Source organism: Ruminococcus sp. AF20-12LB (genome assembly GCF_003478985.1).
Taxonomy (GTDB): Bacteria; Bacillota; Clostridia; order Lachnospirales; family Lachnospiraceae; genus Blautia_A.
Window position 1 is genome coordinate 203,428 of sequence record NZ_QUGH01000005.1, and the last position, 24,152, is coordinate 227,579.

At 44.7% G+C, this 24,152-nt stretch carries 20 protein-coding genes; 2 read left to right on the forward strand and 18 right to left on the reverse strand.

Annotated features, from left to right (window positions below):
• Positions 1 to 65 precede the first annotated feature (65 nt).
• Positions 66 to 1,385 (forward strand): CapA family protein, encoded by a 1,320-nt coding sequence (locus DWX61_RS08620; RefSeq protein ID WP_118624838.1) that lies wholly within the window; start codon positions 66 to 68, stop codon positions 1,383 to 1,385.
• Between the two features lie 103 nt (positions 1,386 to 1,488).
• Here the strand turns inward: DWX61_RS08620 and queA are convergent, their stop codons facing one another.
• From queA to DWX61_RS08660, 8 genes are all read right to left on the reverse strand, one after another.
• A complete protein-coding gene (queA, locus tag DWX61_RS08625) occupies positions 1,489 to 2,514 on the reverse strand; it encodes a tRNA preQ1(34) S-adenosylmethionine ribosyltransferase-isomerase QueA (protein ID WP_118624840.1) in 1,026 nt (341 codons plus the stop codon).
• Between the two features lie 2 nt (positions 2,515 to 2,516).
• Positions 2,517 to 3,269 (reverse strand): tRNA (guanosine(37)-N1)-methyltransferase TrmD, encoded by a 753-nt coding sequence (gene trmD, locus DWX61_RS08630; protein WP_015525216.1) that lies wholly within the window; start codon positions 3,267 to 3,269, stop codon positions 2,517 to 2,519.
• On the reverse strand, positions 3,270 to 3,776 hold the full coding sequence (gene rimM / locus DWX61_RS08635) for a ribosome maturation factor RimM (protein ID WP_059085894.1): 507 nt from the start codon (positions 3,774 to 3,776) through the stop codon (positions 3,270 to 3,272).
• 59 nt (positions 3,777 to 3,835) lie between these two features.
• Positions 3,836 to 4,066, reverse strand: coding sequence for a KH domain-containing protein (locus tag DWX61_RS08640; RefSeq protein WP_015525219.1), 231 nt, complete (start codon positions 4,064 to 4,066; stop codon positions 3,836 to 3,838).
• Positions 4,067 to 4,121: 55 nt separating this feature from the next.
• Positions 4,122 to 4,367 carry a 30S ribosomal protein S16 gene (gene rpsP, locus DWX61_RS08645; RefSeq protein ID WP_015525220.1) on the reverse strand — a complete coding sequence of 82 codons (246 nt, stop codon included), beginning with the start codon at positions 4,365 to 4,367 and terminating at the stop codon, positions 4,122 to 4,124.
• Positions 4,368 to 4,412: 45 nt separating this feature from the next.
• Positions 4,413 to 5,765, reverse strand: a complete 1,353-nt coding sequence (gene ffh / locus DWX61_RS08650; protein ID WP_118369243.1) for a signal recognition particle protein — start codon at positions 5,763 to 5,765, stop codon at positions 4,413 to 4,415.
• Positions 5,766 to 5,768: 3 nt separating this feature from the next.
• Entirely contained in the window at positions 5,769 to 6,092 is a 324-nt protein-coding gene (gene ylxM, locus DWX61_RS08655) for a YlxM family DNA-binding protein (RefSeq protein WP_015525222.1), read from the reverse strand.
• A gap of 183 nt (positions 6,093 to 6,275) precedes the next feature.
• Positions 6,276 to 7,271 carry a uroporphyrinogen decarboxylase family protein gene (locus DWX61_RS08660; protein ID WP_118624842.1) on the reverse strand — a complete coding sequence of 332 codons (996 nt, stop codon included), beginning with the start codon at positions 7,269 to 7,271 and terminating at the stop codon, positions 6,276 to 6,278.
• 200 nt (positions 7,272 to 7,471) lie between these two features.
• On the opposite strand from DWX61_RS08660, the gene DWX61_RS08665 reads away from it, so the two are divergent.
• The gene (locus DWX61_RS08665; protein ID WP_118624844.1) at positions 7,472 to 9,010 is read left to right on the forward strand and encodes a PucR family transcriptional regulator; all 1,539 of its coding nucleotides are present in this window, start codon (positions 7,472 to 7,474) and stop codon (positions 9,008 to 9,010) included.
• A gap of 23 nt (positions 9,011 to 9,033) precedes the next feature.
• Here the strand turns inward: DWX61_RS08665 and DWX61_RS08670 are convergent, their stop codons facing one another.
• From DWX61_RS08670 to DWX61_RS08720, 10 genes are all read right to left on the reverse strand, one after another.
• Complete coding sequence (locus DWX61_RS08670; RefSeq protein WP_118624846.1) at positions 9,034 to 9,858, reverse strand: TrmH family RNA methyltransferase; 825 nt, start codon at positions 9,856 to 9,858, stop codon at positions 9,034 to 9,036.
• Between the two features lie 130 nt (positions 9,859 to 9,988).
• A complete protein-coding gene (locus DWX61_RS08675) occupies positions 9,989 to 10,795 on the reverse strand; it encodes an alpha/beta hydrolase (protein WP_015525224.1) in 807 nt (268 codons plus the stop codon).
• 395 nt (positions 10,796 to 11,190) lie between these two features.
• Positions 11,191 to 12,999: a Na/Pi cotransporter family protein gene (locus DWX61_RS08685; RefSeq protein WP_118624918.1), complete on the reverse strand. Its 1,809-nt coding sequence runs from the start codon at positions 12,997 to 12,999 to the stop codon at positions 11,191 to 11,193.
• Positions 13,000 to 13,251: 252 nt separating this feature from the next.
• Positions 13,252 to 15,108 (reverse strand): DNA cytosine methyltransferase, encoded by a 1,857-nt coding sequence (locus tag DWX61_RS08690; RefSeq protein ID WP_118624848.1) that lies wholly within the window; start codon positions 15,106 to 15,108, stop codon positions 13,252 to 13,254.
• A gap of 383 nt (positions 15,109 to 15,491) precedes the next feature.
• A complete protein-coding gene (gene glmS / locus DWX61_RS08695; protein ID WP_118624850.1) occupies positions 15,492 to 17,330 on the reverse strand; it encodes a glutamine--fructose-6-phosphate transaminase (isomerizing) in 1,839 nt (612 codons plus the stop codon).
• A gap of 107 nt (positions 17,331 to 17,437) precedes the next feature.
• On the reverse strand, positions 17,438 to 18,649 hold the full coding sequence (gene ilvA, locus DWX61_RS08700; protein WP_015525229.1) for a threonine ammonia-lyase: 1,212 nt from the start codon (positions 18,647 to 18,649) through the stop codon (positions 17,438 to 17,440).
• Between the two features lie 6 nt (positions 18,650 to 18,655).
• Positions 18,656 to 19,594: a signal recognition particle-docking protein FtsY gene (gene ftsY, locus DWX61_RS08705; protein ID WP_118062468.1), complete on the reverse strand. Its 939-nt coding sequence runs from the start codon at positions 19,592 to 19,594 to the stop codon at positions 18,656 to 18,658.
• An 18-nt stretch (positions 19,595 to 19,612) separates the two neighbouring features.
• Entirely contained in the window at positions 19,613 to 23,173 is a 3,561-nt protein-coding gene (smc, locus tag DWX61_RS08710; RefSeq protein ID WP_118624852.1) for a chromosome segregation protein SMC, read from the reverse strand.
• A gap of 13 nt (positions 23,174 to 23,186) precedes the next feature.
• Positions 23,187 to 23,867, reverse strand: coding sequence for a ribonuclease III (gene rnc, locus DWX61_RS08715; protein ID WP_118624854.1), 681 nt, complete (start codon positions 23,865 to 23,867; stop codon positions 23,187 to 23,189).
• Entirely contained in the window at positions 23,857 to 24,105 is a 249-nt protein-coding gene (locus DWX61_RS08720) for an acyl carrier protein (protein WP_118369315.1), read from the reverse strand. The genes rnc and DWX61_RS08720 overlap by 11 nt, the downstream gene beginning before the upstream one ends.
• Between the last annotated feature and the right edge of the window lie 47 nt (positions 24,106 to 24,152).

A 24,152-nucleotide genomic window follows, 5' to 3' on the forward strand; every position in this document is an offset into this window, starting at 1 on the left:
TTTCTTTACAATACTTACCATTCTTTCTATAATAAAGATATCTTTACATATGAAGGAGAAAAAGAATGGCAAACGACAATCGAAGGCGGCCGCCTCATGGCCATGATCCGGAGCAGGCACGCAGGGAAGCCGCCAGAGCACGAGAAACACGTCAGAAGCAATCTGGTTCTGCATCCCGAAATTCCCGTTCACATTTCACTGGGACTCGCAGGAATGACATCAGCAAAAAATCCAGATATTACCAGGTACGCCGTCAGAAAATGTTTCTTGCAGCTGGCGGGATCCTGATCATACTTATTCTTGTGATCATTTTTTCCGCACGTGCATGCATTTCTTCCCGTAAAGCTGCAGAAGCCGCCGCACTGCAGAAGGCACAGGAAGAGGAGGCCGCAAAAAAGGCAAAAGAAGAAGCTGCTGCTGTGAAAGATCCCGTTTCACTGACGCTCAGTGTAGTCGGTGACTGCACGTTGGGTACCGATGAGACCTTTGATTATGACACAAGTCTGAACGCATACTACGACAACAACGGCAAAGATTATTTCTTTAAAAATGTAAAAAGCATCTTTGAGGCAGATGACCTGACAATTGCCAATTTTGAAGGAACCCTCACCGATTCCGATGCCAGAGAAGATAAAACCTTTGCATTTAAAGCGCCTGCCGAATATGCTCAGATACTCACCAGCGGTTCCGTTGAAGCCGTAAACACCGCAAACAATCACAGCCATGATTACGGAGAGCAAAGCTACACGGATACTCTGACTGCTCTGGACAATGCAAACATTACACACTTCGGTTATGATGATACTGCAGTTATGGATATCAAAGGGGTCAAAGTTGGTCTTGTCGGAATTTATGAGCTGAACGACCACCTTGGACGTGAACAGCAGCTGAAAGATAACATCGCAAAGGTCAAAACAGATGGAGCAGAACTCATTGTTGTGATCTTCCACTGGGGCAATGAGACCGAAACAGTTCCTGATACCAATCAGATGACACTTGGCCGCCTTGCTATCGATGAAGGTGCAGATCTGGTATGCGGCCATCATCCGCATGTACTCCAGGGAATCGAAACCTATAAAGGAAAAAACATCGTCTACAGTCTTGGTAATTTCTGCTTTGGAGGAAACAGCTCTCCAAGTGATATGGACACCATGATCTTCCAGCAGACCTTCACTATCACCTCAGAAGGCGTACAGGCTGATAACGTGACCAATATCATTCCCTGCTCTATTTCTTCCGCAGATGGCTACAACAACTACCAGCCAACTCCTGCATCCGGAGATGAGGCATCCAGGATCAAATCCAAGATAGAGGAACGCAGTGCTGCGATTCCTGCCGCGGATTCTTCATCCGCTACATCGGAAGGCTCTGACAGTGAAGAATAAATAGAATAACCCAAAAATAATATCCCAACAGATCCTGTGATAATGCATGTTTCCATGCTGCGATCCGTTGGGATATTATTTATATAAAAAGTAATTTTAAATCTTATTCGATCATCATGGCATCTCCAAAACTGAAGAAACGATATTTTTCCTTCACAGCTTCCTCGTAAGCAGCCATAATATGTTCTTTTCCGGCAAGGGCTGAAACCAACATCAGAAGCGTGGACTCCGGCAGATGGAAATTGGTGATCAGTCCATCGATAGCTTTGAATTTATAACCAGGATAGATAAAGATCTCTGTCCATCCGCTTCCGGCCTTCACGATTCCGTCCTCTCCGGTTGCGGACTCCAGGGTACGGCAGCTGGTAGTTCCCACAGAAATCACTCTTCCACCGTTTTTCTTTGTATCATTGATCAATTTTGCCTGATCTTCTTCCACAATATAAAACTCCGAGTGCATGTGGTGTTTTTCTACATCATCTACCTTTACCGGGCGGAAGGTTCCGAGACCTACATGTAAAGTTACATGTGCAATATTCACACCCTTCTCCTTTACCTTCTCAAGAAGCTCCGGCGTGAAGTGAAGGCCTGCGGTAGGTGCGGCAGCAGATCCCTCATTCTTTGCATATACAGTCTGATAACGGTTCTTATCCTTCAGCTTGTGGGTAATATACGGCGGCAGCGGCATCTCTCCCAACTGATCCAGGATTTCTTCGAAAATCCCCTCATAATGGAACTGGATCAAGCGGTTTCCCTCATCTACAATATCAATGATCTCACCCTTCAGGATACCGTCACCAAAAGTGATCTTTGCACCGGGACGTGCTTTTTTTCCCGGCTTTACAAGACACTCCCAGATATCATTTTCGCGGCGTTTCAGAAGCAGGATCTCGATCAGCGCTCCAGTCTCTTCCTTGTGACCATAAAGACGTGCCGGGATAACCTTGGTATCATTGATCACAAGGCAGTCTCCCTTATGCAGGTAATCCAGTATATCGGTAAAATGACGATGTTCAATACTTCCATCTTTCAGGGACAGATGCATCAGTCTGGAAGAGCTTCTGTCCTCCAGCGGATCCTGAGCGATCAGTTCCTGCGGCAGATCATAATAAAAATCTGATGTTTTCATAATTATTTTTCCACTTCCTCTTTCCACTGTTTGCGAAGCCTGCGGACCTCGTTCCACTCTTTGTTGGTCAGATCAGCCTTTGGTAAAAGATCCGGCCTCCATTTGGCTGTACGGATGATAGACTGCTCTCTTCTCCATTTATCCACATTGGCATGATGTCCGGAAAGCAGCACCTCCGGAACCTTTTTTCCATGCCATTCCTCCGGGCGGCTGTACTGGGGATACTCCAGAAGATTCCCGGAAAAGGATTCCGTCTCACCGGATTCCTGATTATTCAGAACACCTGGTACCATTCTGGAGATAGAATCCATCATGACCATAGCCGGAAGTTCTCCACCGGTAAGTACATAATCACCAATGGAAACATAGTCTGTTACGATTTCTTCCAGAACGCGCTCATCAATTCCCTCATAATGACCACAGAGGAAAACCAGGTCTTCTTCAAGGGCAAACTCTTTTGCCATATCCTGATTGAAGGTTTTTCCCTGAGGAGTCAGAAAGATCACGCGGGGTTTCCTTCCAATACGTTCTGCAATGGATTCATAAGACAGATATACCGGCTCCGCCTGCATCAGCATTCCGGCTCCGCCGCCATAAGGATAATCATCTACCTTCTGGTGCTTATTGAATGCAAAATCCCGTATATTGATCGCTTCCAGTGATAACAGTCCCTTTGTAATGGCACGGCCTGTAATACTTGTATTCATTCCGTTCTCGATCATTTCCGGAAACAATGTAAGTACATGATAATTCATTTAAACAAGCCCTTTCATCAAATGTACAGTCATGGTATTTTTTTCAACATCCACATCAAGAACACAGTCATGGATCGCAGGAAGCAGAATTTCCTCGCCATCCACACGATCTACAATATAAACATCATTAGCACCGGTCTCCATCACATCACGGAGCACTCCGAATTTCTCCCCATTCTCCAGAAGTACTTCCATTCCGATGAGATCCGCCACATAATATTCGTCCTCGCCAAGCTCCTGTGCCTCTTCACGCGGGATCCAAAGCTCACGGCCCTTGTACATTTCAATATCATTGATGTTGTCAATGCCTTCAAACTTCAGGATCGCAAGATTTTTAAAAAACTTTACATTCTGAATATTCAGTCTGCGAAGCTCTTTTCCTGTATCCAGAAGCACATATTCAATATCAAGAAAACGCTCTGCGTCGTCCGTTGTTGGAAAAACTTTTACTTCACCACGGACGCCATGGGTCGTTGTAATAACTCCTACCTTTAATAAATCTTCCATTTTTGCTCCTTTTCAGAGTAAAAACAGGAGCCATGGAATCCACAGCTCCTGTCTCTTTTTCATTGCAGAATATCTACAATCACTTTTTTGCTGCTTTTTGAAGAAGCCGCTTTCACAACAGTACGGATTGCCTTGGCAATTCTGCCCTGTCTTCCGATAACCTTACCCATATCGGCTGGTCCGACCTTCAGTTCAACAACGATCGCGTCGTCTTTTTCAGTCTCAGTAACGACTACTTCATCCGGATTTTCAACAAGAGATTTTGCAATTACTTCTACAAGTTGTTTCATTACATACCTCCTTGCTCCTGCCTCATTGAGGTCACAGATCCAAATCTGTCAGGTATTATTTCTCGATTCCGGCAAGTTTAAGAAGCTTAGCAACTACCTCTGTAGGCTGAGCACCAGCTGCAAGCCATTTTTTAGCTGCCTCTTCATCGATTTTGTATACGCTTGGGTCAAGATTCGGATCATATGTTCCGATCTCTGCGATACATCTTCCGTCACGTTTGCAGCGGGAATCTGCTACTACGATTCTATAGAAAGGTGCTTTCTTCTGTCCCATTCTTCTTAATCTGATCTTAACTGCCATTTTTGTTTTCCTCCAATTATCTTTCTGAAAATTTATTGTTATTTATTAAAAGGGAAGCTTAAAGCCGCCTCTTTTTCCCATGTTCATCTTGCCGCCTGTTAATCCCGGCATCTGTTTCATCATCTTCTTGCTCTGCTCAAACTGCTTCACAAGACGATTTACTTCTGTAATATCCACTCCGGCACCTCTGGCGATGCGGTTCTTGCGTGAAATGTTCAGAATGTTTGGGTTACTTCTCTCCTGAGGTGTCATGGAAAGAATGATAGACTTGGTACGGTCCATAGCCTTCTCATCGATCATACCCTCGATATCCTTCATCTTACCGCCCATTCCAGGAAGCATGTTCAGGATACTGGAAATACCCCCCATCTTGTTCATCTGCTCCATGCTGGTAAGATAATCATTGAAGTCGAAGTCCATTTTCTTCAGCTTCTTTTGCATCTCCTGAGCCTGTTCCTGATCCACAGATGCTTCCACCTTCTCGATCAGACTCATTACATCGCCCATTCCAAGGATTCTGGAAGCCATACGTTCCGGATAAAACTGTTCCAGATCTGAAAGCTTCTCTCCCATACCAACATAAAAGATCGGTTTGCCGGTCACGGCTTTAATGGAAAGCGCAGCGCCGCCTCGTGTATCACCATCCATCTTAGTCAGGATCACACCGTCAATGCCAACTTTATCAGAAAAATTCTGCGCCACATTTACCGCATCCTGTCCTGTCATGGCATCAACTACAAGCACTGTAGCATCTACATTCACATTCGCTTTGATATTCTCAAGCTCCTGCATCATATCCTCATCAATGTGAAGACGTCCTGCTGTATCGATGAGCACAACATTCTGCTGATTAGATTTCGCATGCTCGATAGCTGCTTTTGCAATATCCACGGGATTCTGCTTATCTCCCATGGAAAAGACCTCGACGCCCTGTTTCTCACCGTTTACCTGCAGCTGTGTGATCGCTGCCGGACGGTAAACATCACAGGCCACAAGCAGTGGTCTCTTTCCCTTGGATTTCAGTTTGCCTGCCAGCTTGGCAACCGTCGTTGTCTTACCTGCACCCTGAAGACCAACCATCATAAGAACGGTAAGATCCATTCCCGGTTTGATCGGAAGCTCTGTTGTCTCACTTCCCATCAGGTTGACCAGCTCATCATTTACGATCTTGATCACCATCTGTCCCGGATTCAGACCATTCATAACATCCTGTCCGATAGCCTTTTCCTGAACGGATTTCGTAAACTGCTTAACGACCTTAAAGTTAACATCCGCTTCCAGAAGCGCCATCTTAACTTCCTTCAGTGCCACCTTGACATCAGCCTCCGTGAGACGGCCCTTGCCCTTCAGCTTCTTAAATACATTCTGCAGTTTATCTGTTAAACTCTCAAATGCCATTGATCATAACTCCTCTAATATCACATTGGAAATCGCCGCAATATCTTCGGCGTGGTACTTGTCAGCCAGTTCATGGATCTTTATGACCTGACTGCGGATGTTCAGGAATTTCTCGACCAGATGAAGCTTCTCTTCATATTCTTCCAACGTCCGATTGCACCGTCTGATCATATCATGCACACCCTGTCTGCTGATGCCAAGTTCCTCAGCAACCTCACTTAAGGAATAATCCTCAAATACCACACTGGTGTACACCTGCCGCTGCCTCTCTGTCAGAAGCTCTCCATAAAAATCAAATAAAAATGTCTGCTCTACAAATTTCTCCATCTGTAATCACCTTGGCTATCATACACGATTCCGCCACACCTGTCAAGGGTTTTTGCTTTACAAATTTATTTTTTCCTGAATTTCACAAAAAAAGGCCGGAAAAACACTTTTCTGCTTATTTTTGCAGGCTTTTCCGACCTCTGTTATTCTATTTACTTCTTATTAATAAGCCTTATGCTTCGCTCAAAACATTTCCTTTGTCATTTTATCGATTTCCTGATCCACTGCCTCATATACACCTGGGATACATGAGAAATTCAGGCCATGGGTGGTACATGGGATAAAATAAAGCTTACCACAGTCTCTGCAAAGCTGATCTGTTGACTCTTCGATCATTTCCTGATTCCAGTCAAAGCGATCTACCTTACCGTTGTCGATACCACCCATAAATGTGATATCTTTTCCGTATTCTTTGATCAGCTTCGGAAGATCATTAACTGACATACAGCCCTGCCATACATCAATTCCCATCTCGATCATTGTCGGAACCAGTGTTGCACTGTAGCTGTCATTATGGTGGATGATCAGTTCAACACCATGATCATGGTAATATCCGTAAATACGTTTGTAAGAATCCATAAAGAACTCACGGAACATATCCACACTGATAAATGTAGACTTCTGTGTTCCCCAGTCATCATGATGGAAGATAACATCCGGTTTCATATATGTGCAGATCTGCTCTGCCCATTTCAGTTCCCACTCTGTAATATATTCGATCAGTTCATGCATGGCTTCCGGCTCTTCGTAGAAATTGATCATAGTATTCTGGATCTCACAGAGATAATGGCACATCTCAAAAACTCCAGGTGCGACCATTGCAGTAACCATGGTTTCATTCCGGTCAATTCCGGCAACTGTCTCCTGGCATTCTTTCCAGTCCTCTGCCGTGTAGTTGATGTCCGGTGCCTTTACATATTTTTTCCACTCTGCGACTTCCGGACATACCAGATGCTCCGGATCATGGAGCGGAAATGCTCCCGGTGTTCCTGCAGGCCAGGAATTATAATATCCCCATCCGCATTTTACTGTCGGTGCACCAGGTCCTTCCGGCATCATCGGATACTTCGTCTGATACGGAGTATTCAGAACAAATGTCAGTCCCTCATACTGTTTTACAAAACGATCTGGATTTCCTCCACGGATCACTTCCAGCATATTTTGTCTTTTTGTTAACATAAACGCACCTCCTCTACGTTATTATGCAGGAAAGCCTTTTTTCCGCACTTGTTTTGCCACACCCCAACATAAAAGGCTTGTTTCTGCACTTGTTTTTTCCTTATGATTCTATTATACTGTAAATCAAAAGAATCACAATTCCACATAATATGGCTATTATTCCTGTTTTTTCCTACAAAATATAGGAAGGAGGATTTTCCTTGAAACTCAGTGCAAAACTCATATGCTATCACCTGCAGAAATCATTTTCCATGCATACATCCAGGCTGGATACATTCCCCACCCTTTCCTGCCCTTCCCGCTTGGAAAAGAACACCTCTCTTCAGGATGGGCGTGTTTACCTTATCACAGATCCGGATTTTCAGCTCACTTTTCATCATCCCAAAAATATTCTGTTCCTGATGATTGGAAAAATCTATCAGAACTACGAATTAACTCAGCCAAACATGTGTATCATCCCTGAAGATATTCCAGTCAATATTGTCTTTAACAGGATTCAGGATATTTTTATCCTCTATGATCAGTGGAATCAGTCCCTGATGGATTCCCGTCTCCGGAACGCCTCTATCCAGGAGCTTCTGGATCTTACAGCTTCCGTTATTCCTAATCCAATAATGCTGATCGGTATGGATTTTACTATCATTGCCTCCAGAGACTGGAATCTAAGTGATCTTTCCAATTCTGTTTTGGGTTCCACTGAAAATTCCTGGGCCATTGTGGACAGCCTGAAGCAGGATCCTCATTACGAAGAGGCTTTTTATAAAACCGGATATTTTTATTATCCGGGAAATGGCCTTACTGCCCCTTCTCTTTGCGTAAATATCTCCAATAATGATAAAGCAGTATACAGGCTGATGTTTTCCGAAGGTGAGGTTCCTCTGGATGATACGTTTGGTTTTGTTCTGGAGTACCTTTCCCAGATGGTATCCCATGCACTTTCCACAGGTATCATGCACAGCCGGGATAAAGCTGTTCCTCTTCATCAGATTTTTATGTCCATTCTGACAGATCCCGGAGCTGATTATGTAAAAGTCAGTCAGCAGCTGACAAATGTGGGATGGCTTTCTTCCCATATGTATCAATGCATCCTGATCCAGACCGGACTGATCGACCAGAAAAATCTGACCCTTAATGCCATCTGTAACTATCTGGAAAATACAATTCCTGCCACCTGTGCCACGGAACATAAAGGCAATGCTGTGCTTTTTATCAATCTGGATCTCTGCACTCTGACTATCCATGAGATTTCCGATAAGATCGAGGGCTTTATCAAAAGCAGCATGTTAAGCGCCGGATACAGCCGGAAGATGCTTGGACATTTCAATTTCCACCGGCAATACACGCAGGCTTCTGTTACCCTGCAGGTTGGAAAACGCAAAAATCCCGCAGAAAGTATCCACTATTTTGACTCCATCGCTCTGCCTTATATTCTGGAACAGGCAACCAGAAAGCTTCCTGCTTACATGGTCTGTCACGAAAAGCTTCTGTCAATGAAATATAAGGATGAGGCAAAGCAATCTCATCTCTATGAAACACTGCGTTGTTTTCTGGAGCACAACCAGAACATTTCTCATACTGCCAGCGCTTTATTTATCCACAGAAGTACTCTTCTTTATCGTCTGGATAAGATCAAAGCTTTTCTGGATTCAGATCTTACAGACAGAAACGAGATCCTGTATCTGCTGCTTTCTTTTCATCTGATGGATATGGAAGAAGAAAACCGGAATGCAAGATCATAAAAAACGGAAACTCTCTTAAATATTTAGCGTTTTCCCAGCTGCCAAAATGCAACTGCACTGGCTGCCGCCACATTCAGTGAATCCACACCGTGTGCCATTGGAATACATACCGTATAATCACAGTCCGCAATGGTCTCCGAAGCAAGGCCATCCCCCTCTGTTCCAAGAACTACTGCCAGTTTTTCTTCTGCCATCAGATGAGGATCATCAATATCAAAGGAATCCTCCCTAAGAGCCATGGCTGCCGTCTTAAATCCCATCGCTTTCAGAGACCGGATTCCTTCCGTTTTCCACTCCGTTTTTTCATCAAAAAAAGTCCATGGTATCTGGAATACGGTTCCCATACTGACACGGATCGCACGGCGGTACAGTGGATTGCTGCACCCCGGTGTCAGCAGTACCGCATCCATCCCAAGAGCCGCCGCAGAACGAAAGATCGCGCCTATATTAGTAGGATTTACCACATTTTCCAGAACTGCGATCCTGCGGGCATTTTTGCATACATCGACTATATCAGGAAGCGCCGGCCGGCGCATGGCACAGAGCATTCCTCTTGTCAGCTTGAATCCGGTCAGCTGCGTCAAAACCTCAAATTCTGCCGTATAAACCGGAATGTCTCCGCAACGACGGATCAGTTCTTTTGCCTCGCCCTCAACATGTTTATGTTCCACCAGAAAAGAAATCGGCTGGCACCCGGAATCCAACGCTCTCTCAATAACCTTCGGACTCTCCGCAATAAAGATCCCCTTCTCCGGTTCTGCTCGGTTCAAAAGCTGTATTTCCGAGATCCTGGCATATACATCCAGCTCCGGAGCGTTAAAATCTGTGATTTCTATGATGTTTGACATGGTTATTTTCTCCTGTTCTGTCTTCTTGTTTTCATCCTGCTATTGTAACAGAATCTCTTTGCAAAAGAAAGCCAGGTGTTATATGTTTCCACCTGGCTTTGCTGCTACTTGTAAAACAATTTGTTTATATTCAGATCCTCACTTCCATCCACCGGATCATATCCCCAATCACTTCGTCTTTACAATACTCATTCAGGATCTCATGAAAAAGTCCGCCGTAGATCTTCATCTGCTTGTCTTTTGATCCTGCTTCTTTAAAGAAATCATAGGTATCCTGTACACTTACCAGACCGTCTTTCTCGCCGTGTGTCATAAGGACCGGATAATGGAACTCTGCTTTTTTCTCTTTGAACCAGTCAAGTCCGTCGCAGATCGCATAGCATAACCCCGCTGTAAAGGACTGTTTATTGTATGGATCTTTTCCGTACCAGTCTACCACTTCCTGTACAGAGCATACACCTGAACCCAGCTGATTGGCAAGGCGCGTATGTACATCCATTTCTCCCGGCACACCACGTATCAGATTGCCGTTATCTGCGGTCAACGCACCACTGGTAATGATCCCCCGGAGTTTTTTGTCCGGATATTTGGCCCCATACAGAGAAACCGTAAATCCGCCCATGCTGTGTCCAAGAAGAAATACCGGGATATCCGGATTTTCCTCAATTGCCATATCCACAACTACGTTGGTGTCGTCCAGAAGTTCATTGAAATCTGAATAAAAAGTCTCTTCACCTTCAGACCGTCCATGTCCTCTGTGATCAAAACGATAGGTTCCGATTCCCGCCTCATGAAGTTTTTCCGCAAAATAATCGTACCTGCCCTGATGCTCACAAAGTCCGTGGACAATCACGATCACAGCTTTATTGTCTGCTGCCGTTTCTTTTTTCAGATACAGTTTCGTTCCGTCAAATGATGTAATCATACTTTCGCCCATAACAAAACCCTCCCTTTTCTTTCTGCGAGATACATATCCCCATTATATGTCTCACGCTATCTAACAGGTTTATCATATCATAAAATCTGTATTTTGATAACCCCCGTTTGTAATTATCAGTAATTATATGTTTTTTTACAAAATATAATAAAAAATAGAGGGTTAACATATTTTGTTCTCTGAACCATGCTCATCTCAGTACAACGAGGTACCTCCGAGCGCAATCGATTTCGGGCTGGATGTAGATGTAACCGAAGATGCAGAAGGAAATCATCGTGTCATCATCAAATTCGAAATTCGATGGTAAACTTCTACCTTACGCTAAAAAGGGAAAATATCCATGGTAGAAAAAAAAGAAGAGGCTATCAATAATCAGCCCCTTCTTTTTTCATTTCTTATTCCACCTCTTCCGGCTCCATGCTGAGCATATGGCCTTCCTGGTTTCCAATATCATATTTCTGTCCGTATTCCTTGAAATACTGGTAGTAGTCCGCACTGTTTGTGGGATAGATCTTGGAATCGTGAATATGAAGATCGGATCCTGTCTCTCCACTCTTCATAAGTGCCACCATAGCACTTGCACAGTGAGTTGCGATACGACAGAAACTGTTAAGGATATCACTGAATACCGTTCCCTCTTCCAGTCCGCATTTGCCCTGGCTCAGTCGCTCTGCGTGACGCATCTTCAGTACATCACAAAGTCCTGTGATCACAGCTCCGAGAGGCGCTACTCTCTGTGCCATTTCTTTATCGTCTTTCATGAAAGCATTGCAGGTTATATTGATATCCTCACGAACTGCCTCCATAACAACATTCAGCTCATCCCAGGCTTCCTGTGAAAAATTCGTATGGTTATCATGCATTTCATTAGACATATGAGCAATATAGGAAGCATGATCACCGATACGCTCAAAGTCATTGATCGTATGCAGATACAGTGAAGTCTGTCTTGTCTGTGCAGAATTCATCTCTCTCTTTGTCAGCTGGATCAGATACTCTCCAAGACGACTTTCATACTTGTCGATCAGATCCTCTTTTCGCTGAACCTTATCATACTTATCCTGCTGATAATCATTCAGAAGATTCATGGCTCTGTTGACATTCTTACGGAGCTTCTTGGACATTCCGTTCATTACACGGTGACACTGTGCGATGGCAAGGGCCGGGTAATTCAGAAGACGCTCTTCCAGGAGATCAAAGTCTGCCTCATCTTCCAGATCCTCTTTATTATCCTTCACAAGCCAGCATACCAGTTTCTCAATCTTCGGGATAAACGGGAACAGCACGATAACGGTTGCCAGACGGAAGACTGTGTTCAAAAGAGCGATTGCTACCGGTGTCATGGTCATATCCATAAATGTAAAATGTACAAATGCATTTGCCGTATAGAAGATCACAGACCAGAGGATCAGACCAAAGAGGTCATTGATCAGATATACAAGAGCAGTTCTTTTACCATTTTTATTGGCTCCAATCGCAGAAATCAGGACCGGACATGCAGCACCGACACCGATACCAAGAACGATCGGGAACGCACTTGCAAACGTCAGGATACCGGTTACAGACAGAGCCTGAAGCACACCGACTGTTGCAGACGCACTCTGGAGTACCGCAGTAAAAGCGATACCTACGAGAATACCTGCGATCGGATTGGAAAACATAGTCAGCATCTTGATGAACATCGGACTCTCACGCAATGGAGATACCGCACCACTCATCATCTGCATACCTGTCATCAGGATTGCAAAACCAAGCATGATATTTCCTACGTTCTTATGTAAGGTACGCTTACAGAACATGCGGAAAATAATACCAACTACAGCCACAACAGCAGAAATCGTTGCTGTGGAAAGAATACTTGCGATTCCATTGGACCCTTCAATGTAGGAAAGACATAAGATCCAGCCAGTGATACTGGTTCCGATATTTGCTCCCATGATGATACCGATCGCCTGTTTCAGTTTCATCATACCGGAGTTTACAAAACCGATCACCATAACTGTCGTCGCGGAAGACGACTGGATCACACTGGTAACACCAGTACCAAGTGCGACACCCTTCAGCGGAGTATTGGTCATCTTATAAAGAAATGCTTCCAGCTTATTACCTGCTGCCAGCTTCAGACCATCGCCCATTAGGGACATACCAAACAAAAATAATGATACTCCACACAACAAAGATAAGATCATTGAAAAAATTGCCATAATTTTCTCCTTTGTCATACTCGCTTCCTGTCATAATCTGTCAGGAGCCATGTTATCCTGAAAATGCAACTTTACATTTCCTTAATCTGGATTTTTCTTATTTTTAACATTTTCCCATTTATTATGCCACATCAATTTCCATATTACAACAACAGATTTATTTCGAAAATAAAAAAAATCGAAGGCAGCGGATCATCTTCCAAAACTCTGCCTTCGAAATGAGTATTTTTGAGTTATTTTTCACAAAATTTTCTATTTTTCCAGGCGCATCAGCATATCATCCAAAATATCTTCCAAATACCCGCCCGTTGTTTTTTCCCCATCTTTTTTTATCTGGAGCATCGCTTCCAAATCTTCATCGGACAGACAGATGATCAGTTTTCCGCTTTCCCGGAGGCTTCCCCGTGCGGCCATTTTCGCATTTTTATCCGCTCCTTTTCTGGAAATAATGATCGCAACTTTACGGAGAGCTTTTTCGTACAGATATTTTTCTGTAGTGTAGATTTCCCTCTGGGTAATAGGCTTTTCATAGTTTTTAAACTCAAACACGATATACTTCGTAGAAAAATACTTACAGATCGTGTCAAAAAAATCCTGTGTTACCCCGTTTTTGATCTTACAGCACATGTCAAAGCGATACAGATTTTCTTCTGTTGTCTTCTGCTGCTCCCACAAAGTCAGATATTCTCCAAGGATATATTTCAGGATAGAAACACAAAGTTCCTCATATTTCTTGAAAGCTGCACTACCAGTCTCCAGCACTTTTAACTGCGCTATATAGCTGTCAGCAACAGATTCCGGATCCGTATTCTCCACCTGGCTGATTTTCTCAAAAATAAAAGGCTCCGGTCTCTCCGGTTCTATGTTTTCCACCGAATAATTCAGGATTGAGATCAGTTCATTCTTCAGTTCCGGATAGTCCTCAAAGAGCCACAGCACATTTCGGATGTCCCAGACATATCCAAGCTTCGCCTCTTCGTACTTTCTCTTGGTCTCATCAGAGATTAGATTCGCCACTACACAGATATTTTGTAATGGCAGATCCTTTTTCTGATCTGACACTGCTTTTCCAGCCAGACGGCTATAACTCTGCAGCCGGTTAAGTGTAGCGATTTCTTTAGAATCACTGTACATTCTGGTCACAAAAACCCATTTCTCATCGCTTTGGAAAGAACCTCCTTTATATGTAAGGAATTCTTCAAAAAGCTGCTTAAAGCGGGCCGTATTTTCCCAGTTTTTCATTTGTACATCACCCTCTGAATTTATATAGGGTTCTGCGCAGAGATTGCGAACAATCTGTTCTGTCACTTTTATGTTCGGCGCATATATCAGGCTTCTGTACATCCGGCTTTTGTTTGGCACAGAACGTGGAAAATCTTCCGGAAATCCCTTTAATCTGGCTATTTCTTTGTGTGTGATCTTATGATAGACGCCATGGATACGGATCAGCGGCATTTTTCTCAGATTCAGACGAACCTGCCCGGATTCCCGATAACCGCCTTTTTCCCAACACAAAACGCTGTCGCCGGCATGCGAAGCATCGATCTTCTCTTTCGCAAAATCAATCCTGTAATACCAGGAATCCTGTGGATTCATTTCCACCCAGCCATCCAACAGGATACTGCTCTTATGGAACTGCACCGGCATGACCATATCCGAAGCATTCACTCTTTTTAAAACAATATATGCAAATTCTTCCCGCAGCGGAAATGCAGTAACCTCCGAACTCTGGATATTTTTATGCGTGATATGGTATCCATATTCTTGTAGCTGAAAAATGTGTTCCTTTATGAACCCTTTCCATAATTGCTTTTTCATAACAAAAAGAATGACCGGCGGCCGTCTTCTTTGCACCAGGGCCCAACTACGAAACACCTCTTCTTCTTTCGACTGCGTCAGATCAAAAGCCCAGACATTACTGTCCGGAACTGTGGCAGGATCTATGGAAGAAAGGCTGCATACAGTTACATTTTGACTTATATTTTCTTGATAGATCTCTGTCACTTTCCTGTCCGGCTCATATGCTTTCAAAATCTCATAACCAGCATTTTTAAAACCCAGAGTCAGTGCACCGATACCGGCATTAAAGATCACTACTGTATTCTTCATATGTTTTTTCCTATCTTATTTTTTGTACTGTGACAGCAGCTCCAAAAGCTTATCACTGTTGATTGGTTTGTTATAATTGATCCCCACAAGCCAGGATATTTCCTGTACATTTCTGTAAAGACTCCGGATAATCTTTCTCCTTTATCTGCTCCATGGCTGTCCGAGTGCTCTAGTTTCAGTGCAATCTCCTCTCTGGCACTACCGGCATAAGCATGTACCCGTCACCCCTTCTTAATATTCCCTGAAAAGCAAAATAATTTCACAGCATCATATGTTTATATGATACCATGAAACTATTTTTGCGTAAAGATTTTATAAAAAAGCCTCAGAGTATTTTCGCATATACATACTCTGAGGCTTTCTCTATAATCAATATATATTTTTTACTCCACTGTCACGCTCTTCGCCAGATTTCGTGGTTTATCCACGTCCAGTCCTTTGGCTACGCTTACGTAGTAGCCCAGAAGCTGAAGCGGGATCACTGCCAGGGATGTTGCAAAGTGCGGGTCTGTTTTCGGGATGTAGACGGTGAAGTCTGCGGTATCCTCGATATTGTAATTGCCAAATGTGGTCAGGCCCATAAGGTAGGCGCCACGGCTCTTGCACTCAACCATATTGCTGACTGTTTTTTCGTAGAGATCCGGCTGGGTCAGCACACCGATCACAAGAGTCCCGTCTTCGATCAGGGAGATCGTTCCGTGTTTCAGCTCTCCGGCAGCATAGGCTTCAGAGTGAATGTAACTGATCTCTTTCATCTTCAGACTGCCCTCCAGGCTGATAGCGTAATCAATTCCTCTTCCTACAAAGAAAGCATCTTTTACATTTGCCTGTTTGGAGGCAAACCACTGGATACGCTCCTTATCTTCCAGGATCTTACAGATCTTATCCGGAAGTGTCTGCAGTTCGCTGATATAATTACTGCAGGCTTCTTCTGTGATCGTCCCTCTTACCATTGCAAACTGTATCGCCAGTGTATAAGCTGCGATCAGCTGTGTGCTGTACGCCTTGGTAGTAGCTACAGAAATCTCCGGTCCGGCCAGAGTATAAAATACATTATCGGCCTCACGTGCTATGGAAGATCCCACTACATTAACGATTCCCAGTGTATGAATACCATTTTCCTTGCATTTACGAAGTGCTGCAAGGCTGTCTGCTGTTTCACCGGACTGGCTGATGATCACTGCAAGGCTGTTGGTGTTAAGGGCCATTTTTCGGTAACGGAATTCGGAAGCGAGTTCTACCCTTACCGGGATCTGTGCAAGATCCTCGATCACATACTGTGCTGCCATTCCTACGTGATAAGCGGAGCCGCAGGCTATGATATAGATCTGCTGGATGTTCCGGATGCTTTCTTCTTCCAGGCCAACTTCGCTGAGGTCGATCTTTCCATCCTTGAGCACGGAATTCAACGTATCCAGCACTGCCTTTGGCTGTTCATGGATCTCTTTCATCATGAAATGCTCATATCCGGCTTTTTCTGCTGCTTCTGCATCCCATTCAATGGTTTTCAGCTCTTTCTCGATCTCATCTCCATCAAGATTGTAGAAGGTGACTTCGCCTTTTTTCACACGCGCCATCTCCAGATTGCCGATATAATATACATTGCGGGTGTATTTCAGGATCGCCGGTACGTCAGAAGCGATAAAGGATTCATCTTCTGCCACTCCAAGGATCATGGGGCTGTCTTTTCTGGCTACATATATTTCACCCGGATAATCCTTGAACATGATCGCAAGGGCATAGGAACCACGGATACGCACCATGGAATGTGTGATGGCATCCACCGGTGTTCCCTCATATTTCTTGTAATAATAGTCAATCAGTTTGACTGCTACCTCAGTATCGGTCTCAGAATAGAAAGTATATCCTTTACGGGTGAGCTTATTTTTCAGTTCCTGATAGTTCTCAATGATGCCGTTGTGGACTGCTACGATATTACCATCGTCTGTCATATGAGGATGTGCATTGTTCTCAGAGGGTTCACCATGAGTTGCCCATCTGGTATGGCCGATACCACAGGTTCCCGGTACTGTCTCTCCGCCGTTTGTCTTTTCTGACAGAACTTTCAGTCTTCCCTTGGCTTTGATCACTTCAGTCTCGCCCTCTCCGTCACGTACGGCGATTCCAGCGGAATCATATCCTCTGTATTCCAGCTTGGAGAGTCCATCTAAAAGGATCGGAGCTGCCTGGTGTCTACCTGTAAATCCTACAATTCCACACATATTTATCTGTCCTTTCTGTCTATGCAGGTATTTTCGCAAAAGACCGGGCTGTTACATCATATGCAACAGTCCGGTCAGAAGTTTCAGTTATTGCAATATAACATGTCCTACAGTATAGCACGTACCACTCTCGGTTTGCAACCCGCTTTTTCCAGAGCTGCAACGATCTGATTCTTATGATCTGTTCCGAAAGCTTCCATGGTGATCCGAAGTTCTACGGCTGCATTTCGGTTCGTACTTACAAACTGGTTATGATCCAGTTTGATAACATTACCCTGATTTTCAGCGATCACACTTGCAACACGTACCAGTTCACCTGGCTTATCCGGGATAAGTACGGATACGGTAAAGATACGGTCACGCTGGATCAGTCCGTGCTGTACAACAGATGACATGGTGATCACATCCATATTTCCACCACTTAAGATGGAAACGATCTTCTTATTTTTTACATCCAGATGACGGAGAGCTGCTACGGTAAGAAGTCCTGAGTTCTCTACGATCATCTTGTGGTTTTCTACCATATCCAAAAAAGCCACAATCAGCTCATCATCATCGATGGTAATGATATCGTCCAGATTTTCCTGGATATATGGGAAGATATTTTTTCCCGGAGTCTGTACTGCAGTACCATCTGCGATAGTATTTACGTGAGGAAGCGTTACGACCTCCCCCTTCTCCAGGGATGCTTTCATACATGCCGCGCCTGCCGGCTCAACACCGATGACTTTGATGTGCGGGTTCAGAAGCTTCGCAAGTGTGGAGACACCTGTAGCAAGTCCGCCCCCTCCGATCGGTACCAGTATGTAATCTACAAGAGGAAGTTCCTGCACGATCTCCATGGCAATGGTTCCCTGACCGGTTGCTACTGCCGGATCATCAAAAGGATGGATAAAAGTATAGCCTTTTTCCTCTGCAAGGGCAAGTGCATGTGCACAGGCTTCGTCATATACGTCTCCGTGAAGAATAACCTCCGCACCGTAACTCTTAGTACGCTCCACCTTGATCAGTGGTGTAGTAGTTGGCATGACAATGACTGCTTTTACTCCATATTTGTGTGCAGCATAAGCAACACCCTGGGCATGATTTCCTGCAGATGCCGTGATCAGACCTTTATTTCTCTCTTCATCAGAAAGTGTACTGATCTTGTAATATGCACCACGCACCTTATATGCACCGGTACGCTGCATATTCTCTGGTTTCAGATAAACCTTGTTTCCTGTCATATCCGAGAAATAACTGCTGTATATCAGCTTTGTTTCCTGTGTCACTTCTTTTACTTTTGCTGCCGCTTCCTCAAAGCTTTCTAATGTAAGCATTTGTATTTAGCTCCTTTCTTCTACGTCAAAGAGGGCGTTTACAAATGCATCTGCGTCAAATTTCTGCAGGTCATCAATACTTTCGCCTACTCCGATGTATTTTACTGGTATGTCAAGCTCAGACTGGATTGCTACTGCGATTCCGCCCTTGGCTGTACCATCAAGTTTGGTAAGAATGATTCCGGTAACATTGGCGACCTCGGCAAACTGTCTTGCCTGAGAAAGCGCATTCTGGCCTGTGGTTCCGTCAAGAACTACCAGCGTTTCCAAATATGCTTCCGGATACTCACGTTCCAGAATACGGTAAATCTTGCGAAGCTCTTCCATAAGATTTTTCTTATTATGAAGTCTTCCTGCGGTATCGCAGATCAGAACATCTGCATTTCTGGCTTTGGCTGCTGCCACTGCATCATAGACAACAGATGCCGGATCTGCTCCGTCCTGGCCGCCGATAATCTCAACGCCTGCACGGTTGGCCCACTGTGTCAGCTGCTCCCCGGCTGCCGCACGGAAGGTATCTGCTGCTCCGAGGATGACCTTTTTTCCCTGATCCTTTAATTTACCGGCCAGTTTGCCTACAGAGGTAGTCTTACCTACTCCATTGACACCGATCACAAGGATCACGGATTTCCGGTTCTCGAACTCATATTCTGTGCTTTCTACCTGCATCTGTTTTTTGATGCTGTCGATCAGAAGCTGTTTGCACTGGGACGGCTCCTTGATATGCTGCTCAGCAACCTGCTCCTTTAAATGCTCCAGAATGGAGGTGGTTGCGTTAATGCCGATATCTCCCATGATCAGGATCTCTTCCAGTTCTTCATAAAAATCATCATCAATACTGGAAAAACCGCTGAAAATGGAATCAAAGCCGGCAACGATATTGTCTCGCGTTTTGGTAAGTCCGCTTACCAGACGTTTAAAAAATCCTTTTTTTTCTTCTGCCATACTGATTCATCCCCTCTGTTACTGGGTAAGCTGGTTCTCTACTAAATCTACGGATACCAGCGTGGATACCCCTTTTTCCTGCATGGTAATTCCATAAAGCCTGTCTGCTGCATTCATGGTACCACGTCTATGTGTTATTATAATAAATTGTGTGTTCTTCGTCAACTTCTGAAGATATCCCGCAAAACGTCCTACATTGGAATCATCCAGTGCAGCCTCGATCTCATCCAGAAGACAGAATGGTGAAGGCTTCAGATTCTGGATAGCAAAAAGAAGCGCAATGGCTGTCAGTGCTTTTTCTCCACCGGAAAGCTGCATCATGTTCTGAAGTTTTTTTCCGGGCGGCTGGGAAATGATCCTGATCCCTGCCTCAAGGATATCCTCGTCTTCCGCAAGTTCCAGAGTTCCCCGGCCTCCGCCGAACAGTTCTTTGAAGGCTTTATCAAATTCCTTCTGGATCTCTCCGAATTTTTCGCTGAACTGCTTACGCATGCCCTCATCCAGCTCCTGGATGATCTGCTCCAGCGTTTTTTCCGCTTCCAAAAGATCGTTGTACTGACCACTCAGGAAGGTATGCCGCTCCAGCAGCTCTTTGTAATCCTCAATTGCATTGACGTTGACGGAGCCGAGAGAGCGTATCTCCTCTTTTAATTTATGGATCTGCTGCTTCATCACATGCCTGTCATTCATTTCTTCTTTTCTGTACTGCAAGGCATTATTCGGAGTGATCTCGTATTCTTCCCACATATAGGAAATTCTTGCTTCCCGGTTCTCCTCGATCTTTTCTGCCTGAGTCTTCAGTCGGAAGCATTCTTTGTCCAGAAGACTGATCTGGCCGGACAGCTCATCACGCTTTTCAAAAAACTCCTTATGACTTTTTGTGCGCTCTTCCTTTTCCTGCTGCCATTTTTCCAGCTGTTTTGCAGCCGCCTCTTCTTTTGCGGCAAAGCCTTCGATCTCCTTACGGACCTTGTCGATAGTCTTTCTCTTTTCTGCAGTTTCCTGGCTGCCTTTTTCCAGAGAATCCAGAATTTCTTCCCTTTCTTTCGAAAGAACTTCAACTTCCTCTTTCAGGCGCCGCAGATTTTCCTTTATGAAGCTCTCCTTCTGCTGGGATGCAGATGCGTCAAGACGGATCTTTTCCAGCTTCTCTGAGGTCTCCGCTTCGTCCTTTTTCCAGTCCTCCAGCTCCTTCTGCCGGGTCTCGATAAAGGTCTCCAGCTCTTCCTCATCCCTTTTGGATGCTTCCAGCTCCTGCGTGATCTTTATGTTATCTGCCTGCATGTTTCTTGCCTGAAGACGGATCTCCTCCTGCTCCCTCTCGATCCTGGTATATCCGCCGCGGATCTCCTCCGCTTTTTTCTCCAGCTGTTCAATGTTCAACCTGGCTGTATTCTGCTGAATGGATTGTTCCTGAAATTTCTGCTGCAGCGCCGCCACAGTATCGCGCATCTCATTTCTCCTGCTGCGGTTATCTTCCATGGACTGTCGGATCTCATTATACCCGGCTGCCAGCTCTTTTACCTTCTTTTCCAGTTCCTCGATCTCACGGCGACGGCCGAGAAGATTGCTGTTGTTCTTAAAAGCTCCACCGGTCATAGAACCGCCTGGACTCAAGGATTCTCCCTCCAACGTTACCATACGGATACTGTGCCGGTATTTTCTGGCAATGGCAATAGCATGATCGATATGATCCACCACCAGCACTCTGCCAAGAAGATATCCGATCAGACCGTCATATTCCTTCTCTGCAGTTACCAGGCCACTGGCAAGACCAATAGCTCCCGGTTCGTTCAACGCACCTCTCTGATTAAACTCGCCTCTTGAAGAAATGCTGTTTAATGGGAGAAAAGTCGCACGACCATACCGGTTTTTCTTCAGGAATTCAATCATCTGCTTGGCAGTCTGCTCGTTATCCGTAACGATATTCTGAATGCTTCCGCCAAGAGCTGTCTCAATAGCGATCTCGTAATTTTTTTCTACGTGGATGATATCCGCCACTACGCCACGGATACCAGGAACATGATCCTTCTGTTCCATGACACGACGAATACTGTTTCCATATCCATCATAACGTTCTGTGATATTGCGGAGAGATTCCAGTCTGGATGCCTCTCTGTGATAGGACGTCTGTTCCTTTTCCAGCTGTGCATTCTGCTGTTTAAGGATTTCCTGAATGGCATGGATCTCTTTTGTAAGACGGCTGCCTTCTTCTCTGGTTTCCTGAATGGCCTTCGTGATAGTGTCGTATTCCTTCTGTGCCTGATCGATCGCTGACTGCTGCTCCTCTTCCTGGGTTTTCAGGGAAAGGATCCTCTGACTGATCCCTGCTTTCCGGATATCCAACTGCTCCTTCATGGCATCAAAACGCTGTGCCTTACCTTTGGTGTTTGCACGAGAATTAAGGATCTCAATAATCTCATTCTTACCATCTTCCACTGCCTGGGTACATTCTTCTATGCTGCTCTGGATATTATCCATTTTTTTCTGCTCGTCAGCAAGTTTTCTGTTGATCTCCCGTAAATTTGCCTGAAGATCCGATTTTTGTTCTTCCAGAGCCTCCTGGTCTGCAGATTTTTTCTCCGTATCTTCCTGAACTGCTAAAAGACGGCTGCGATAATGACTGTCATTCTGCTCTCCTGCCAGGATCTGCTCATGAAGAACATTGATCTCACCGGACAGCTTTTGTTTACGGATAGCACGATCCCTGCTTTCTTCCCGCAACGCCTCCATCCGCTCATTGAGCTCTTCCAGTATTTTTTCCAGACGTTCATATTCATCCTTAGTACGACTATGAGTATCCTGGGCTTCTTTTAACTGATTTTCTGCGATCCTGGTTTTTTCTTCCAGCTCGCGGATCAGATTTCCGGTGTGTTCATATTCCAGGAGAAACATATTTATATCCAGCTCTTTCAGATTTTCTCTTTTTGCCAGATATATCTTTGCAGTCTCAGACTGACGTTCCAGCGGTTCCAGCTGCTTGGTCAGCTCACTTAAGATGTCCGTGACACGGACCAGATTCTGTTGTTCTTCCTCAAGCTTCTTCAGTGTGGTATTTTTTCGTCTTTTAAATTTGACGATCCCGGCTGCCTCGTCAAAAAGTTCTCGGCGTTCTTCGGGTTTTCCACTTAAGATCTTATCGATCTGACCCTGTCCGATGATGGAATATCCTTCTTTTCCGATACCGGTATCATAGAACATCTCATTGATGTCCTTTAAACGACAGGAGCTGCCGTTGATGCGGTATTCGCTCTCACCGGAACGATACAGTCTTCTGGTAACGGTTACTTCTTCAAAATCCACCGGGAGCTTGTGATCGCTGTTATCAAGTGTAATAGCCACGGACGCAAAGCTCAGAGGCTTGCGAAGCTCCGTTCCTGAAAAGATAACATCCTGCATATTCCCGCCTCGAAGCTGCTTGGCGCTCTGTTCTCCCAGAACCCATCGGACTGCATCGCCAACATTGCTTTTTCCGCTGCCGTTAGGTCCTACAATGCCAGTGATCCCGTTATGAAATTCAAAATTTATTTTCTGTGCAAAGGATTTAAATCCCTGCACCTCTATATTTTTCAGATACATTAGCCACCTGCTGTTACTTTATACTGCGTATTGCCTCTAGGGCTGCAGCCTGTTCTGCTGCCTTTTTTGTATGGCCGGTTCCGGTTCCCATACTTTTTCCATTGATCAGCGCCTCCACAGTAAAACTCTTACTGTGGTCCGGTCCCTCTTCTTTCAGGAGACGATATTCCATCGGATGATTTCCGCCTTCCTGTACCATTTCCTGAAGCACTGTCTTACTGTCATAAAAAATTCTCTTATCCTCCAGATCGTTCAGGATAAATTTCATAACAAAAGCCTGTGCCGGTTCAAATCCACCGTCCAGATACATAGCCCCGATCAGAGATTCCAGGGCATCAGAAACGATGGAATCTCTTTTACGACCGCCCATCATTTCCTCACCTCTTCCAAGGAGGATAAACTCCGGAAGCCCGAATTCTCTTGCACAGTAGGCAAGACTCTTTTCACATACCATGCTGGCACGTTTCTTGGTCAACTCACCTTCCTGATTATTCCGGAATTTTTTGTACAGGAAATCACTGCTGATCAGCTCCAGCACCGCATCTCCAAGAAACTCCAGACGCTCATTGCATCCAAGCTTTCCAAGGTGTTTTTCGTTGGCATAGGAGCTGTGTGTCATTGCCTGCTCCAGTAAAGATTTTGCGGTAAACTGGTATCCGATAGTCTGCTCCAGCTTTTTTAAATTATTTTCCATTTCTTCTTCCCTTCGTTACCCGGCGAAGAGTCTCCACTGCATCGCCGACAGTAACGATCTCCTCGGCTTCCTCCGGGTCGATACGAACATCAAAAGTTTCCTCCAGATCAATAAGAATCTGAAAAAAATCCAGAGAATCCACTCCCAGATCATCCACAAAGGTAGTTTTTTCTGTAATGGCATCCATATTTCTTCCCAGAGTTTTTTCGATGATGGTCTTCAGCATTTCCAGTTCCACGACTGTTCGCCTCCTGTTCTGTCTGTAATATTTCCGGCAATCCCGGT

Coding starts and splice junctions, on each gene's coding strand:
- DWX61_RS08660 (WP_118624842.1), bottom strand. CDS start 7,271: ATGTTAACAAAAAGACAAAATATGCTGGAAGTGATCCGTGGAGGAAAT.
- rimM (WP_059085894.1), bottom strand. CDS start 3,776: ATGGAAGATTTATTAAAGGTAGGAGTTATTACAACGACCCATGGCGTC.
- ilvA (WP_015525229.1), bottom strand. CDS start 18,649: ATGCTTACATTAGAAAGCTTTGAGGAAGCGGCAGCAAAAGTAAAAGAA.
- DWX61_RS08620 (WP_118624838.1), top strand. CDS start 66: ATGGCAAACGACAATCGAAGGCGGCCGCCTCATGGCCATGATCCGGAG.
- glmS (WP_118624850.1), bottom strand. CDS start 17,330: ATGTGTGGAATTGTAGGATTTACAGGTAGACACCAGGCAGCTCCGATC.
- DWX61_RS08685 (WP_118624918.1), bottom strand. CDS start 12,999: ATGGCAATTTTTTCAATGATCTTATCTTTGTTGTGTGGAGTATCATTA.
- DWX61_RS08670 (WP_118624846.1), bottom strand. CDS start 9,858: ATGTCAAACATCATAGAAATCACAGATTTTAACGCTCCGGAGCTGGAT.
- DWX61_RS08640 (WP_015525219.1), bottom strand. CDS start 4,066: ATGAAACAACTTGTAGAAGTAATTGCAAAATCTCTTGTTGAAAATCCG.
- DWX61_RS08690 (WP_118624848.1), bottom strand. CDS start 15,108: ATGAAGAATACAGTAGTGATCTTTAATGCCGGTATCGGTGCACTGACT.
- rpsP (WP_015525220.1), bottom strand. CDS start 4,367: ATGGCAGTTAAGATCAGATTAAGAAGAATGGGACAGAAGAAAGCACCT.
- ftsY (WP_118062468.1), bottom strand. CDS start 19,594: ATGGCAGAAGAAAAAAAAGGATTTTTTAAACGTCTGGTAAGCGGACTT.
- rnc (WP_118624854.1), bottom strand. CDS start 23,867: ATGGAAAATAATTTAAAAAAGCTGGAGCAGACTATCGGATACCAGTTT.
- smc (WP_118624852.1), bottom strand. CDS start 23,173: ATGTATCTGAAAAATATAGAGGTGCAGGGATTTAAATCCTTTGCACAG.
- queA (WP_118624840.1), bottom strand. CDS start 2,514: ATGAAAACATCAGATTTTTATTATGATCTGCCGCAGGAACTGATCGCT.
- trmD (WP_015525216.1), bottom strand. CDS start 3,269: ATGAATTATCATGTACTTACATTGTTTCCGGAAATGATCGAGAACGGA.
- ylxM (WP_015525222.1), bottom strand. CDS start 6,092: ATGGAGAAATTTGTAGAGCAGACATTTTTATTTGATTTTTATGGAGAG.
- DWX61_RS08675 (WP_015525224.1), bottom strand. CDS start 10,795: ATGGGCGAAAGTATGATTACATCATTTGACGGAACGAAACTGTATCTG.
- ffh (WP_118369243.1), bottom strand. CDS start 5,765: ATGGCATTTGAGAGTTTAACAGATAAACTGCAGAATGTATTTAAGAAG.